Below are 15737 nucleotides of genomic sequence, written 5' to 3' on the forward strand. Positions count from 1 at the left end.
ATGGAAGAAAACAGACAACAGCTCACAAAAGATCGCGATTACCATCGGGAAGATGCGTATTTGCGCGCAGAAAAACGCATGAAGTCGTTAAAGGGATTTTATTGGCATGCCTTCTGGTATGTGGTGATAAATATTTTTTTAATTGCTTTTATAGGCAGTAAGAATGAGAATTTCTGGAGTTTCGGAACATTTTCAACAGCCATATTCTGGGGCATCGGCCTGGGATTTCACGCCCTTGGCGTATTTGGGAAAAACATCATTTTTAGTAAATCATGGGAGGAACGCAAAATAAAGGATTATTTGGACAAGGATAAAAGGCGATGGGAGTAGAATTATAAATAGTAGTGGCGGCTGTATTGAATTTGCCATGGTACTGTGGATACTGATATGCCGGCCTTCAAACCTTTGGTAAACTAGCAGAGGAACATGGTATTTTGTTTAAACCGTTTATAAATACACCTTTCTCACAGGGATAGACAATGTTAACATCATAAATATAGTTTCAGGAATGAACGTAATCATAATAGAAGATGAAAAGCCGTCTGCAAGACGTTTGCAGCGGATCTTAAAAAACTTAAATGTCCATACCGACATCATGTTGCATTCCGTAGAGGAAGCTGTAGCCTGGTTTGAGCAGCACGAACATCCTGATCTCATTTTTTTAGATATTCAATTAAGTGATGGACTATCCTTCGAAATTTTTGAGCAGGTCGAAATAAAATCCTCTATTATTTTTACGACGGCCTACGATGAATATGCGCTTAAGGCCTTTAAATTAAACAGCATAGACTATTTGTTAAAGCCAATAGACGAGGAGGAACTGGCCATAGCGGTAAGCAAATATAAGGACAGAGTGTATCCGAATCAGCCCGTTACCTTGGATTTTAACGATATAAAAAACCTGTTGATCAATCCTTTGGACAGGGCTTATAAAAAGCGGTTTTCCGTAAAAGTAGGGCAGCACTTAAAGCTTATTAATATAGATGACATTGAGTGTTTTTACAGTCAGAACAAAGGCACCTATCTTTGCACCACAGATGGTCGAAACTATTTATTAGACACCACTTTAGAACATTTAGAAAATGAATTGGAACCGGCATTGTTTTTTCGTGTGAGCCGAAAGTTTATCGTGAATATAAATGCCATAAAAGATATGATAAGCTATTCCAATTCTCGACTTCAAATAAAGTTGAACGCGTACAGTGAGGATTTGGTTATCGTCGCGCGCGAAAAGGTTAAAGACTTTAAGGCCTGGCTGGAGTAGTGCTTCATCAGGTCATTTAAATCATAGGTTTCATCTTTATGAAGACCAACTTAGGGGTGTTCTGCGTCCCATTTTTCCTGAAATGTTGGGTTTTATCCCTATTTCGGGAAAAATCCCAATTTCAGCTGACGTTCAACACAAATTTTAATTTAAAAGGCTACCGATTAGAGCGGTTTCATATCTAAATGTTAGATATGGAACAGCATACTGATAAAACAACAAAAATTTTTTTCGTGACATTATGACATTTTTACAATAATGGCAGTACTTTTGCCAATCAGTTTAATAATTGCATAAATTAATTTTGGCATGAGTAAAAAGGACAAAGAACATACAGAATCGGCGCAGGTCGAAGAGGTGCAAACCGAATCCGTAGAGGTTGAAGAGCAGGAAGCAGACCAGAAGACGGCAGAAGAAAAGCTTAAGGACCAATTGCAACAGGAAAAGGATAAGTTTTTGCGTTTGTTTGCCGAGTTTGAAAATTATAAAAAGCGTACGGCAAAGGAGCGTATCGATTTATTTAAAACAGCAGGTCAGGATGTGATGTCGGCCTTATTGCCTGTGTTGGATGATTTTGACAGGGCGTATTTGGAAATATCGAAAACCAAGGAGAAAGAACTTTTAAAGGGTGTAGAATTAATCGGTAACAAGTTAAAAGGCGTATTAGAGCAGAAGGGACTGTCCTTAATTAAGGTGCAGAAGGGCGATGAGTTCAATGCGGATAATCATGAGGCCATCACACAGATCCCGGCACCTTCGGAGGATTTAAAGGGTAAAATTATTGACGTTATAGAGAAGGGGTATAAATTGGGCGATAAGGTGATACGCTTTCCAAAAGTCGTTATAGGACAATAAACCAAGGACATGGCGAAGAGAGATTATTACGAAGTTTTAGGAGTGAGTAAAGGTGCCAGTGATGCCGAGATAAAAAAGGCCTATCGGAAGAAGGCCATTCAGTATCATCCGGATAAAAATCCTGATGATAAGGAGGCGGAGGCCAAGTTCAAAGAGGCAGCCGAGGCTTATGAGGTACTGAGTAATCCGGATAAAAAGGCACGCTATGATCAGTTTGGTCATCAGGCCTTTGAAAATGGCGGCGGCTTCGGCGGCGGCGGCATGAATATGGAAGACATATTCAGTCAATTCGGTGATATTTTTGGAAGTGCATTTGGCGGCGGCGGTTTCTCCGGTTTTGGTGGTGGCGGTCAACGTCGTGTTAAAGGAAGTAACCTACGCATCAGAGTGAAATTGACCCTTGAGGAAATTGCAAATGGTGTTGAGAAAAAAGTTAGGGTCAAGCGAAAAGTACAAGCTCCCGGAACCACATATAAAACCTGTAGCACCTGTCATGGTACGGGACAAGTTACCAGAATAGCCAATACCATTTTAGGAAGAATGCAAACCTCTGCGCCTTGTAATGTTTGTGGTGGAGCAGGCGAAATCATTGATAAGAAACCTTCGGATGCGGATGCGCAAGGACTCAAGATAATGGAAGAAACCGTAGCTATAAAAATCCCTGCAGGTGTTGTGGACGGTATGCAACTCAAGGTATCCGGTAAAGGAAATGATGCTCCTGGCAATGGTATTGCGGGCGATTTATTGGTTGCGATTCAAGAAGTTGAACATGAAAAATTGCAGCGGGAAGGCGATAATTTGCATTACGATCTGTATGTGAGTTACCCGGAAGCAGTTCTGGGGGCCTCTAAAGAAATAGACACGGTAACAGGTAAGGTGCGCATAAAAATAGAACCGGGTGTGCAATCCGGAAAGATTTTACGTCTGCGCGGAAAGGGCATTCCCAGTATAAATGGTTATGGAAAAGGCGATTTACTGGTTCACGTCAATGTGTGGACTCCAAAAACGCTTAACAAGCAGCAACGTGAGTTTTTCGAAACCATGCGCGACGATGAACATTTTAGTCCGAAGCCAGAAAGTACGGACAAGTCCTTTTTTGAAAAGGTGAAAGATATGTTTTCCTAAGAAAACGCCTTGAAAACTGAATAATCCGCCATAGTGCGGATTATTTTTTGGGATAAGTTATTGAATACTTTTGCCTGTAGTATTGAAAAAAAACCTATATTTGACCTATCACTAATTCATATTAGTGGTAATTTTTCTTTTTCATAGCAATTTTTTTCCCATCCTTAATTCGTTAAGGGTGGGTTTTGTTTTTTAATAAAACCTTCTTTTTCGGCCATTTCTTGCCAAGGCATGACATTACCTTTATAACATTTAATATATTTACACACGCTAAATGCATTAATCGAATTCATGAGCAACCTATTGGAAGTACAGTCCGTATCCAAAAATTTTGGAACCTTCAAAGCTTTAAATAATGTGTCAATTACCGTCCCAAGGGGCAGTATCTTTGGATTATTGGGTCCAAATGGAGCAGGTAAGACCACACTGATCAGGATTATTAATCAAATTACCATGCCGGATTCTGGCACAGTGCGATTGGATGGGGAAGAATTATGTAAAGACCATATTAAGGACATAGGGTATTTACCGGAAGAACGCGGTTTATATAAATCGATGAAGGTGGGGGAGCAGGCCATGTATTTGGCCCAATTAAAAGGATTGGGTAAATCGGAGGCGAAAGCGCGATTAAAATACTGGTTTGAACGTTTGGAAATAGGGGATTGGTGGAACAAAAAGATCCAGGAATTATCTAAGGGTATGGCTCAGAAAGTGCAATTTGTTGTTACCGTACTCCATCAGCCCAAACTACTCATCTTTGATGAACCCTTTTCGGGATTTGATCCCATTAATGCCAATTTGATCAAGGATGAAATATTGCGTATTCGAGATATTGGTGCAACGGTTATTTTTTCGACGCACAGGATGGAATCCGTTGAGGAATTGTGTGACGATATTGCCTTGATCAACAAGTCCAATAAGATTTTGGAAGGCAGGTTGCTCGACATAAAACGACAATACAAGATAAACACCTTTGAAGTTGGCATTGAGACGGAGAACAAAGAAAAGCTTCACGGACTTTTATCCGAAAGGTTTGAAGTCTCACCGGCAAACTTTAAAACTTTGAATGATGAATTAAAACTGAACATTAAGATTCAAAATGGTGATACCCCAAACACCTTATTTCACTATTTGTCGAATCACGGAGAGGTGTCCCATTTCGTGGAACTCATTCCCAGTGTCAATGATATTTTCATTCAAACGGTTATGAACAACTAAAATTATGAACCATTTACCACTTATCATTAAGCGGGAATACCTGACGAAAGTCAGGAATAAGTCCTTTGTTGTAATGACTATTCTCAGTCCCGTTATATTCATTGCCCTTATTGCCGTCGTGGCTTATATAACCCAATTAAACAACGACAAGGTACATACCATTTCAGTGTTGGATGAGTCCGGTGTTGTAGCTGATGTATTCAAGGGATCGGAAAAGACAAAGTATGAAATTCTTGAAAACATGTCCCTTGAAGATGCCAAGAACATTACAAGAACATCAGAAAATTACGGATTGCTGCACATACAGAAATCAGATCACTTTGAGGATTTAAGCAATACGATCAATTTTTATTCGGAAGAGTCACCATCACTCAGGGTGGTCTCTGACCTGGAGAATAAAATTGCAAAGCAATTAACCGATCTTAAACTTATTCAGGAAGGTATTGACGTGGACCTGATTAATAATTCGAAAATTAAGATTGACATTGTCCAAGAGAGTTTTGAAGGCGAGAAAACCTCTAAGACGGATAGCATTTTGAAACTGGCCTTTGGAGGTATGGCAGGCTATTTATTGTTCATGTTCATCATTATTTATGGCAATATGATCATGCGAAGCGTCATAGAGGAAAAAACAAGTCGCATCATAGAAATAATCATATCTTCTGTGAAGCCCGTACAGCTCATGTTAGGAAAAATAATAGGAACCTCATTGGCCGGAATTACGCAGTTCGTTATTTGGTTAATTATAGGCGGTGTTCTAATGGCCCTGGTATCTGTTCTGTTTGGTATCGACCCGGGCCAGTTACAAAACTCACAGCAAGAGGTCTTGCAACAGACTTTGGAACAACCGGAACTCAATGTTCAGGTGCAAAATATCATGACCTCCTTCTTCAATTTGCCAATTATCAATTTAATTGTGGCTTTTGTTTTGTATTTTTTGGGAGGCTATTTGTTATACAGTTCACTGTATGCGGCCATCGGTGCGGCAGTCGATAATGAAACAGATACCCAACAATTTATACTGCCCATATTGATGCCCTTGATTTTGGCGGTTTATGTCGGTATTTTTACAGTTATCGAGGATCCGCATGGTACGGTTTCGGTGGTGTTTTCATTTATTCCATTTACATCACCTGTAGTTATGCTCATGCGAATTCCGTTCGGTGTACCTTTATGGCAGCAGATAGTGGCCTTGTTGTTGTTAATTGCTACCTTTATGTTTACAGTTTGGTTTGCCGCCAAAATATATCGCGTTGGTATTTTAATGTATGGAAAGAAACCGAGTTACAAAGAATTGATTAAATGGATAAAGTATTGAGATGCAAGATAATGTCACAGATAAAATAGAAGATAAGGTAGAACAGGTCAGTGAGGTGATAGCCGATAGTTCCATTTGGGAAAGTTTCAAGAACTTTCTCAACCTTCATATGGATTTTAGTAATGACATCAGTATTTCGATTCTCGATCTCTTAATTGTTGTTACGGTAATTTTTATTACCTCCATTATTTTAAGAATCCTGTTTAGAATCCTTACCCGTAAACTCCCCAAAGATGATAAAATTAAGTTTAATGTCGTATTTGGTTATTTCAGATGGCTAATTTATCTTATCATCCTGCTGATTACTTTAGATTCCATAGGAGTTAATGTCACTGCTATTTTTGCAGCTTCAGCGGCCCTGCTCATCGGCGTTGGATTGGCTTTACAAACCTTATTTCAAGACATTATATCCGGGGTTTTTATTTTAATTGATCAGACGGTACATGTAGGTGATATTATTGAACTGGAGGGTAAAATTGGTCGTGTTGAAGAAATTAAGTTACGTACAACCAGGGCCGTTACCATAGACAACAAGGTGCTGATTATACCTAATCACCTCTATTTAACCAACAGCCTTTACAACTGGACCCAAAACGGCACCATTACCAGAGAGTCTGTTTCCGTGGGTGTGGCCTACGGAAGTGATGTGCAATTGGTTAAGAAGCTCCTAATTCAGGCGGTTAGTGACCATCCGGAGGTGTTAAGTGAACCTGAACCCACCGTAGTATTTACGGATTTTGGCGACAGTTCCCTTAATTTTAAAATAGTTTTTACAATGAATGATAGCTTTAAAGCACAATTTCCCAAGAGTGATATACGTTTTGAGATAGATCGATTGTTTAGAGAACATCATGTTACCATTCCGTTCCCACAGCGCGATGTACATATTTATAGAAAATCAACATAGAAAAGGAGTATTTACCACATAAACACATATCAAAATTTGAAGTGTCGTGTTTTTAAAGCATTTTTTTTGTTGGTCTTCCTTGGGGCGTACAACAACACAAATGCCCAACTCACAGATTTGCTGCGATTGGAATACTCCTTTATTCCAAAAAACAAGTCCGAGGATCACTATACCAGGTTGCGGGGATTAATCAATTACCCCATCAAACTCAGCGAAGACGGTTACCTCATTGTTGGCGGGGAATATAATCGCATATTGCTGAATCTGGAGGACGACTATCCCTTTGAGACGGCTTTATTAGATAAAATTCACGTCATCGATTTAAGTTTGGGATATACCTTTAAATGGAACGACAAATGGCGTGCCGGATTTAAATTTAATCCCAGAATTGCCTCAACTTTGACCAAATCCCTGGTTTCCGAGGACTATTTTATGAATGGAGGGGTCTATTTTATTCATGATAGGACCAAAGACACCGATTTAAAACGGCCATTCCGATTAATTTTGGGCTTAACCTATAATGCCACAACGGGGATTCCATTTCCATTACCTTTTGTGAGTTACTTTAGAGAAATTAATCACAACTGGAGTGTTAATCTGGGTGTGCCTAAGTCCAATTTAAAATATGCCATAAATCAGCAAAACAATATCCAGGCTTTTGTTGGTTTAGATGGTTATTTAGCACATATTCAGCAACCACTGCTTATTGATGGCGAGGAGGTTGAAAATATATCATTGTCCATAATTGTTGGAGGTGTTGGCTATGAATATCTGTTTACGAAGCATTTGGTAGGGTATTTGTATACAGGTTATACTTTTAGGTTAAATAATGTATTGCGCAATAATAAAAGAGATGAAATCTATAAATTAGATGATGTCAATGCGTTTTATTTAAGAACAGGAATAAAATTTAAACTATAACTATGTCAAAAATACTGGTAATAGAGGATGAAGCCGCGATTCGGCGCGTGCTCGTCAAGATTCTATCGGAAGAGAACGACACCTATACCGTCGAAGAGGCAGAAGACGGCTTAAGCGGTATCGAGAAAATAAAAAATGAAGACTATGATTTGGTGCTTTGTGATATCAAGATGCCGAAAATGGACGGGGTAGAGGTCCTTGAGGCGACAAAGAAGATAAAACCTGAAATTCCAATAGTCATGATTTCCGGTCATGGCGATTTAGATACGGCTGTCAATACCATGCGTCTGGGAGCCTTCGATTATATTTCGAAACCGCCGGACCTGAACCGATTGTTGAATACGGTTAGAAATGCTTTGGATAGGAAGGAATTGGTGGTTGAAAACAAAATCCTGAAGAAGAAAGTAAGTAAGAAGTACGAAATGATCGGGGAGAGCGAAGCCATCTCCAAGATTAAGGACATGATCGATAAGGTGGCCCCGACAGATGCCCGTGTACTCATTACAGGTCCCAATGGCACGGGAAAAGAATTGGTGGCACATTGGCTGCATGAAAAAAGCGAGCGTTCCAAAGGCCCTCTCATTGAAGTCAACTGCGCTGCCATTCCAAGCGAACTCATAGAAAGCGAGTTGTTTGGACATGTAAAGGGCGCCTTCACCAGTGCAAACAAAGACAGGGCGGGAAAATTTGAAGCGGCTAACGGCGGTACTATCTTTCTCGATGAAATTGGCGATATGAGCCTTTCGGCCCAGGCCAAGGTCTTAAGGGCCTTACAGGAAAATAAGATCCAGCGCGTGGGGAGCGATAAAGATATAAAAGTCGATGTTCGTGTGGTGGCGGCTACCAATAAAGACCTCAAGAAAGAAATTGAATCGGGTAAATTCAGGGAAGACCTTTACCACAGACTGGCGGTTATTTTAATAGAAGTTCCGGCACTGAACAACAGAAGAGATGATATTCCCCTGTTGGTCGATTATTTCTCCGAAAAGATTGCCAATGAACAGGGAACTGCTAAAAAGCGATTTACTGAAAAAGCCCTCCGGCAACTGCAGGATTACGACTGGACAGGAAATATTCGAGAACTGCGAAATGTAGTAGAACGTCTTATCATACTTGGAGGGAATGAGGTCAGCGAATCCGATGTCCAACTCTTTGCAAGCAAATAAACGGGTTTGAAGTCGTGCGCAAGGTGTGTATTCATACCCGCCTTTGAACAGCAACTTTTTTAGGAACTGCTCTTGAGTTATGAATGGTTATTTTTACGGTTTGAATACGTGAAAGACTATAGTTTTGTAGGAATAATTTGTTACTTTTGGTTTAATTATACTATAAAACAAATTCGACTATGGCCATTCCATACAGAGCAATATACAAAACGGTCCAATTGGTTACCGGACTGAAGAAACGCTGGTATGCCTCAAGCTTTGCCAAGGGACGTTGCGATTTGAATCGATTAACCCAATCCATTGGGAAAAGCAGTACCATGAGTCCTGCCGATGTTCATGGTGTGATCTATGCCCTCATAGAGGCTTCAATTGCTGAGCTGAAAGAAGGCCAGATCGTAGACCTTGGTGATTTCGGATCATTACAGGTCAAAATTCGCAGTAAAGGAGCCGATACGGAAGCTGCGGTTAACAAACAATTAATAAGATCTTCTGAACTTATGTTCACTCCCGGTAAACCGTTTAAGGAAATGCTCACTCAGCTCGAATATGAGAAGCACTAGGCACAAGGCTTTAATGCTCTAGGCATGAATTTTTACTTTTATAAGCACGGCATATCGAAATTGTCCTGTGAATTTTGAAAATTGTCCTGTGAATTTTCAAAATTCACAGGACAATTTTTTACAATACTGCTTAAGAAATTAGTTCACGAAGACGATAGAAATGCAAAGCGGTGCCAATAGAAGGAGAAAAAGTCGCCGGAGTTCATTCTTTATTAGAAGACACCTCGATGGGTAGAGCCTTTTTACCCCTTTTAATGAGGGGTGCCCTCCGGATAACAATAGATTTTAATTCTCTATTTCAATTGGCGCTGCACGAATTAAGTTCAGCCATGTAATTAGAGGCCAACCCTTTAATCGTTTGGTTAAAATAACTTTTTATGGCTTCTAAACTTTGGGTTTCCAATTCGTCTTCTGTGGCTACTTCAGCCTTTAAGGTATCATGGTTGCAACTGCAGATATGTAAGGTTTCATTATACGTTTTAATGGTGGAGCTAATGGCAATTTCATAAGAGTGAATCAGTTCTTTTTTCTTAAGAAGAAGTGATTTTTCCTGCTGTTCTGCTAATTTGGCCTTAAGTTCTGCTTCCTTTCGCTTTAGGGCATCCTGCTGCTGCCTGAGTTTCAATTGCTCTTTTTCCAAATCGCTCAGCGTACTCGACTTATTCGTTTCGGAAATCAGTGTCGTTGAGGCCACGGAACATTTATCAATTTCAATCACACATTCCCTGCTGATATCGCGTGCCCTTTTTACAAAAAAACGACCGTCTTCGTAAGTCTCTGCTGTATCTACTTTCGCCAGTAGATCGATGCTTTTGTTCGCAAGGATCAGGGCCTTTACACAGTTACAGTTGCCCATTGCCTTCTTGGCCAGTTTGAATGACTTTAATGAACGATCTGCAAAATATTTTAAATGACTGATATTATTGGAGTCATAGGCCTCCTTAACGTGAGAATAAGCAATGACAAAATAGGAATTAGCTTCGTCACATTCGTTCTGAGAAAAGGCATTGAGGCCCATTGCGAACAGACTTAAAATCAAGAAAATTTTCATGGGATTTGGGTTTAATACATAAATAGGTAGGGCTAATGTACTAAAAACACGACATTTATGTGTGCCGTTCGTCGAAAACTCCTAATTCCTGACCCGTTCGGCCTTGTAATCCTCTATGTGCTGCACAAATTGGTCAATTTTACCCATAACCGCCTCGTTTAGCCTATTATCTTTAACATAGGTGTGAATATCACCCAGGTAATGCATACCTAAATAGTTGGCCGATTCATAAAAAGGCATATTGAAACCTGCTATCAGGTCATCCGAATTGCTGCAACTGATCATGGCCATCCGCTTTCCTCGAAGTTTCCGGCCGGTTTCCTTGTGAACTCTCAGAAGATCCGATATTCTATCAAAGAACACCTTTAAAATACCGCTCATACTGTACCAGTATACAGGGGTGGCAAATATAATGGTATCATAATTATTGATCATATCGGTTATCAGACCAATGAAATCGTCGTCTTTATTCTTATACTCATAATCGTAATGTCCAATGGTTTTCGTCTGTAGATCAATTTTATCAAATTGATACTTCGAAACCATGTATTCCACGATCCGTCCTGTATCACCATTGCTCCTTGAACTGGCCTGGATTATCACTGTGCCTGTCATAGTTAGGTTGTTATTTACATCAAAAGAACAAAACCTATGGCTAATGTTTTGCTCTTTTACATCGAAACATTCAATGGTATGCTTAGTAAAATCAATCATAATTTATATATTTAAACAGATATACACGAACAGATGGATGAATTCAGGGTTACAAAGGCCATAACTATCAAAGACACCAATACCAAATTGGTTATCGATGATGCCAAGAAACATCTAAAGACACTCAGAAAGCAATTGGGAGATTTGCAGAACACCATGTACGCGCATGACAAGTATGCCGTATTGGTCTGTATACAAGGCATGGATACGGCCGGAAAGGATAGTCTCATACGCGAGGTGTTCAAAGATTTTAATGTTAGGGGGGTTTCGGTACACAGTTTTAAAGTGCCCACCGAGCTCGAATTAGGCCATGATTACTTGTGGCGGCATTATTTGGTGCTTCCCGAGCGTGGTAAATTTGGTATTTTTAACAGGACCCATTATGAAAATGTTTTGGTAACCAGGGTCCACCCCGAATATATCCTGGGCGAAAAGATTCCCAGCGTCAATAGACTTGAGGATATCAATGATGGGTTTTGGGACAAGCGTTTTGAGCAGATCAATAATTTTGAAAAGCACATTGCAGAAAATGGTACGATTATTTTTAAGTTTTTCTTACACCTTTCGGAAGAAGAACAAAAAAACCGTTTGTTGCGCCGTTTAAACAAGCCGAATAAGAATTGGAAGTTTTCTCCGGGCGATTTAAAAGAGCGAAAGCTTTGGGACGACTATCAGGCCTGTTACCAGGATGCGATTAACAGAACATCAAAGCCCCATGCCCCCTGGTTCATTATACCGGCAGACGATAAATCCACGGCTCGTTATTTGGTGGCCAAGGTATTATACGAGACATTAATCGGGTATACCGATATTAAGGAGCCTGAACTCGATCAGGACATAAAGGAAAACCTGGCTCTATACAAAAAACAACTTGAGCAGAACTAATTTTTTTAGGATTTCATTTGGATGAATTCCTTCGAATTAACGCTATATTTACCCGGATGTAAAGATGAGTGTTAACGACAATGTAAAGTTATTTGGATACCTATGATGTATTTTAGAACGATATGTATAAGTATTGGACTGTTATGTGCGATGGCCTCATATGCGCAAACCGATGAAGAGGTGTTTAAAAGCATTTACAAAACCACCTTAACCAATGGCAAGAGCTACGATTGGCTGAATTACCTTTCGAACCAAATTGGAAGTCGGTTGTCTGGGTCCCTTGGCGCCGAAAAAGCGGTTGCATGGACCAAGGAAGAACTCGAAAAACTTGGTTTGGACAAGGTATGGTTACAACCGGTTATGGTTCCAAAATGGGTGAGAGGGGCAAAGGAATACGCCTATATCAAGTCCTCCGAAGGTAAGACCACTACGGTTAATATTTGTGCATTGGGCGGTTCTGTTGCTACTCCGGCATTAGGTTTGAAGGCCCAGGTGGTGGAGGTCCATGATTTTGAGGAACTGGAGGCGCTTGGCAGTGCACATATTGAGGGAAAAATAGTGTTCTATAATCGTCCGATGCAACCTGATCTTATACAAACCTTTGACGCCTATGGCGGATGTGTGAATCAGCGTTATGAAGGAGCGGTTCAGGCCACAAAATACGGGGCTGTCGGGGTCATAGTGCGTTCCATGAATTTACGTTTGGACGATTTACCGCACACGGGAAGCATGACCTATAACGATTTGCCGGTGGAAAAACGCATCCCCTCAGCAGCCATTAGTACGAATGATGCCGAATTGTTGAGTGCGATGCTCAAATTGGACGATGCCCTGGAATTCTTTTTTAGGCAAAATTGCAAACAGTTTAAAGATGTCTTGTCCCATAACGTCATAGGCGAGATTACAGGGAGCCAGTATCCCAATGAATATATAGTGGTTGGAGGCCATCTGGACTCCTGGGATCTGGGAGATGGTTCTCATGATGATGGAGCCGGTGTTGTACAATCGATGGAGGTGTTGCGACTATTGAAAGCAACCGGAATTCGGCCCAAGCGAAGCATAAGGGTGGTCTTGTTTATGAATGAGGAAAACGGGTTGCGCGGCGGTAACAAGTATGCCGAAGAGGCCAAAAGAAAGGGGGAAAATCATGTCTTTGCTCTTGAAAGTGATGCGGGTGGATTCACACCCCGAGGGTTTAGTTTCGATTGTACGGAAACCACATTTCAGCAGGTATTGGGATGGCGAGATTTGTTTAAGCCTTACCTCATACATTTTTTCGAAAAAGGGGGAAGCGGAGCAGATGTTAGTCCATTAAAAACAAACACCAATGTTTTGGCTGGATTGCGTCCTGACTCTCAGCGTTATTTCGACCATCACCATGCAAGTAACGACACCTTTGATGCGGTAAACAAAAGAGAATTGGAACTGGGGGCAGCTACCATGACAGGTTTGGTTTATTTATTCGATAAGTACGGTGTAAATACCATGCCAGGCGGTCTGAAGAATTAACACATGACATGAGCCATAACCTATCTCATTTCCTTATCACCAAACGCTATGGCACATTCTATGGACCTGGCCTAAAAAACAGGTCGCTATGAAGAAAAACAACAAAAATATAACAGATGAAACAGCACTTCTTATTGATGGCAGTCCTATTAACCATGATTACAATGGTACAAACACATGAACAATTACCATATTCCAAAATTCCTGATCCCGCCGAAAGCTACACTGCCGGAACTGTAGCCTCTCGAATGGTAGATGGCCTTGGGTTCAGGTACTATTGGGCCACGGAAGGTCTGAGGCCTGAGGATTTAAATTACAGACCCAGTGCTTCGGGTCGAACAACAGATGAAACCCTCGACCATATTTTGGGACTAACAACCTTTATCGTGAATACGCTTTCACCGCCTAAAGCGGAGGCCGAAAAGAAAGAACTTTCATTTGAAGCCAAGCGAAGACAGACCTTGTTGCTTCTTAAGACTGCCTCGGACATTCTGAAGAAAACAGATAATTTAGAGCAGTTCGATAATGCTAATTTCCCATTTTGGAATCTCATCAATGGACCCATAGCTGATGCCCTATGGCATTGCGGACAGGTGGTCATGTTAAGACGTGCTTCCGGTAATCCATTCAATTCAAAGGTCAGTGTGTTTTGGGGAAAGCTGAGGGAATAAATTAAGAGTAAAAGACGTTTTTGGTCGGACACCAAAAACGCCTTATGAATAACAGATCAATCCCTTCCTAAAACATAGCCAATAATCCCACCGGCTACGGCAAATCGTATTCCAAAAGTAATGGCAGCCATTACAACACCGCCTAATTCAAGTAATTCACTTGTGGCAAAAAGTTCCAAAGTTGAACATGCACCGATAAAGGCTCCAATGAGTAGCCCGGCCTGGGCCCCCGAGGAAAAGGATTTTATCTCCGTCCATTTACTGAAAATCACAGTAAGCAGGGTGGCATATAGGACTTCCATAAGAATGATGAACGGAAGATCTAATTTTGTGAATACGGTCTCGGAGAGTTCCGTATTATGAGCATTAAAACCCAAAACGACGTAAATCAAATAACCGAGACCAAAGAGGGCAACAGTGCCTCCGATAATGGCAAGAAACTTATTTTTCATTGTAAATTAGTTTAGGAAACTTCTGCGCGGGAAGTTTGGTTAGTATTCCATAAATATACTAAAATTCAGGTCTCAGACATAGAATAAGTACATCGCCTGAGTGAATGGAACTCAAGACACTGTGCCATCCGTTTATTGAAGTCCTCTAAATCTGCTGATGGTGCAAAGGTTTGTTCTTTTCACTCAGGGGTTCCTTCAAGAATATTTTACAGATCTGGAAATGTCCGTTTCTGTATCCCGTAATAAGGAGATTGATATCATTCGGAGACCAGGTTGGGAGTATATCTTCAACATCATTGAAGGTAACCCGGGTTTTACGGGTGCCGTCATTTCGCATAATAAATATTTCGGAATGGCTCATATCTTCGACCTTGGCCGAATAGACGACTCTACCGGCTCTGACGTTCGACCAATTAGGGTATTCACTATGATCTTTAAAATAACTTAAGCGGTCGCGGTCTTTGGTAATAATGTTGTATGAGTAGATGATATGACCATCGCTCTGTGTATTCCTATCTGAAAAATAGATGATATTATCTCCACGAGGGGTGAAATGAGGATAGATGTTCATGTGCTTGTTGGAAACGACTTTTTTTAAGCGTTTGCCTTTAACGGAACACCTGTAAATGTCGTAAATCCCCGTTTTGACTTTGTAACTAAAAACCAGTTCAACACCATTGGGGGCATAACGTGCATAGGTTTTCTCACCATCCAGATTAATGGGCAGTTTACTGGTGCTATTGCTTTCGAAGGAATAGGAATAAATCTCCGAAACACCACTTCTGTCCGATTCGAAAAGCACTATATTTTTATAGGGATGCCAGGTGGGACGCCTGTCATTACTGCTACTTCTGAATACCGGTTTTTGATGTCCGCCGTTAATATCCATGGTATAGATCTGCCAGCGTCCGTCGCGATTGGTTTCAAATACGATCTTACTACCATCAAAATTGTAACTGGCATATCTGCTATCCGCATTCGAATGGGTTAATATCTCCTCCCGATAGCCCAAGGTCTCCTGGGCAACGCTGGTCCATGCCAGAGACAAAGCACATAGGATGAAAAGGAATTTTAAATGCACAGTATACGAGTTAAAGCGATATGATCTTACGAAGATAAAC

General features: G+C 40.7%; 17 protein-coding genes. 13 read left to right on the forward strand and 4 right to left on the reverse strand.

Going from position 1 to position 15737, the window contains the following annotated elements:
* The 10 genes from MR041_RS08485 to MR041_RS08530 all read left to right on the forward strand — a co-directional run bounded on the left by MR041_RS08485 (nucleotide 1) and on the right by MR041_RS08530 (nucleotide 9334).
* Nucleotides 1–330, forward strand: a complete 330-nt coding sequence (locus tag MR041_RS08485) for a 2TM domain-containing protein (RefSeq protein WP_242093182.1) — start codon at nucleotides 1–3, stop codon at nucleotides 328–330.
* A 178-nt stretch (nucleotides 331–508) separates the two neighbouring features.
* Nucleotides 509–1264: a LytR/AlgR family response regulator transcription factor gene (locus tag MR041_RS08490; RefSeq protein WP_242093183.1), complete on the forward strand. Its 756-nt coding sequence runs from the start codon at nucleotides 509–511 to the stop codon at nucleotides 1262–1264.
* Nucleotides 1265–1573: 309 nt separating this feature from the next.
* A complete protein-coding gene (locus tag MR041_RS08495; RefSeq protein ID WP_242093184.1) occupies nucleotides 1574–2119 on the forward strand; it encodes a nucleotide exchange factor GrpE in 546 nt (181 codons plus the stop codon).
* 9 nt (nucleotides 2120–2128) lie between these two features.
* Entirely contained in the window at nucleotides 2129–3244 is a 1116-nt protein-coding gene (dnaJ, locus tag MR041_RS08500) for a molecular chaperone DnaJ (protein WP_242093185.1), read from the forward strand.
* Nucleotides 3245–3535: 291 nt separating this feature from the next.
* A complete protein-coding gene (locus tag MR041_RS08505; protein ID WP_242093186.1) occupies nucleotides 3536–4462 on the forward strand; it encodes an ABC transporter ATP-binding protein in 927 nt (308 codons plus the stop codon).
* Nucleotides 4463–4466: 4 nt separating this feature from the next.
* Nucleotides 4467–5780 carry an ABC transporter permease gene (locus MR041_RS08510; RefSeq protein WP_242093187.1) on the forward strand — a complete coding sequence of 438 codons (1314 nt, stop codon included), beginning with the start codon at nucleotides 4467–4469 and terminating at the stop codon, nucleotides 5778–5780.
* A gap of 1 nt (nucleotide 5781) precedes the next feature.
* Nucleotides 5782–6687: a mechanosensitive ion channel family protein gene (locus MR041_RS08515; protein ID WP_242093188.1), complete on the forward strand. Its 906-nt coding sequence runs from the start codon at nucleotides 5782–5784 to the stop codon at nucleotides 6685–6687.
* A 66-nt stretch (nucleotides 6688–6753) separates the two neighbouring features.
* Entirely contained in the window at nucleotides 6754–7608 is an 855-nt protein-coding gene (locus MR041_RS08520) for a DUF6268 family outer membrane beta-barrel protein (protein WP_242093189.1), read from the forward strand.
* Between the two features lie 2 nt (nucleotides 7609–7610).
* Nucleotides 7611–8774 (forward strand): sigma-54-dependent transcriptional regulator, encoded by a 1164-nt coding sequence (locus MR041_RS08525; protein WP_242093190.1) that lies wholly within the window; start codon nucleotides 7611–7613, stop codon nucleotides 8772–8774.
* 179 nt (nucleotides 8775–8953) lie between these two features.
* Nucleotides 8954–9334: an HU family DNA-binding protein gene (locus MR041_RS08530; RefSeq protein WP_242093191.1), complete on the forward strand. Its 381-nt coding sequence runs from the start codon at nucleotides 8954–8956 to the stop codon at nucleotides 9332–9334.
* A gap of 298 nt (nucleotides 9335–9632) precedes the next feature.
* Here the strand turns inward: MR041_RS08530 and MR041_RS08535 are convergent, their stop codons facing one another.
* Both MR041_RS08535 and MR041_RS08540 read right to left on the reverse strand, forming a co-directional pair.
* The gene (locus MR041_RS08535) at nucleotides 9633–10385 is read right to left on the reverse strand and encodes a hypothetical protein (RefSeq protein ID WP_242093192.1); all 753 of its coding nucleotides are present in this window, start codon (nucleotides 10383–10385) and stop codon (nucleotides 9633–9635) included.
* A gap of 81 nt (nucleotides 10386–10466) precedes the next feature.
* Nucleotides 10467–11099 carry a flavodoxin family protein gene (locus tag MR041_RS08540; RefSeq protein ID WP_242093193.1) on the reverse strand — a complete coding sequence of 211 codons (633 nt, stop codon included), beginning with the start codon at nucleotides 11097–11099 and terminating at the stop codon, nucleotides 10467–10469.
* Between the two features lie 33 nt (nucleotides 11100–11132).
* On the opposite strand from MR041_RS08540, the gene MR041_RS08545 reads away from it, so the two are divergent.
* The 3 genes from MR041_RS08545 to MR041_RS08555 all read left to right on the forward strand — a co-directional run bounded on the left by MR041_RS08545 (nucleotide 11133) and on the right by MR041_RS08555 (nucleotide 14164).
* Complete coding sequence (locus tag MR041_RS08545) at nucleotides 11133–11984, forward strand: PPK2 family polyphosphate kinase (protein WP_242093194.1); 852 nt, start codon at nucleotides 11133–11135, stop codon at nucleotides 11982–11984.
* A gap of 150 nt (nucleotides 11985–12134) precedes the next feature.
* On the forward strand, nucleotides 12135–13493 hold the full coding sequence (locus MR041_RS08550; protein WP_242093455.1) for a M20/M25/M40 family metallo-hydrolase: 1359 nt from the start codon (nucleotides 12135–12137) through the stop codon (nucleotides 13491–13493).
* A gap of 116 nt (nucleotides 13494–13609) precedes the next feature.
* A complete protein-coding gene (locus MR041_RS08555; protein WP_242093195.1) occupies nucleotides 13610–14164 on the forward strand; it encodes a hypothetical protein in 555 nt (184 codons plus the stop codon).
* Nucleotides 14165–14220: 56 nt separating this feature from the next.
* On the opposite strand, the gene MR041_RS08560 is transcribed toward MR041_RS08555, so the two are convergent.
* A complete protein-coding gene (locus MR041_RS08560; protein ID WP_242093196.1) occupies nucleotides 14221–14616 on the reverse strand; it encodes a hypothetical protein in 396 nt (131 codons plus the stop codon).
* A 145-nt stretch (nucleotides 14617–14761) separates the two neighbouring features.
* The gene (locus tag MR041_RS08565; protein ID WP_242093197.1) at nucleotides 14762–15697 is read right to left on the reverse strand and encodes a TolB-like translocation protein; all 936 of its coding nucleotides are present in this window, start codon (nucleotides 15695–15697) and stop codon (nucleotides 14762–14764) included.
* Nucleotides 15698–15737: the final 40 nt, after the last annotated feature.

Source organism: Aestuariivivens sediminicola (assembly GCF_022662015.1).
Lineage (GTDB): Bacteria > Bacteroidota > Bacteroidia > Flavobacteriales > Flavobacteriaceae > Aestuariivivens > Aestuariivivens sediminicola.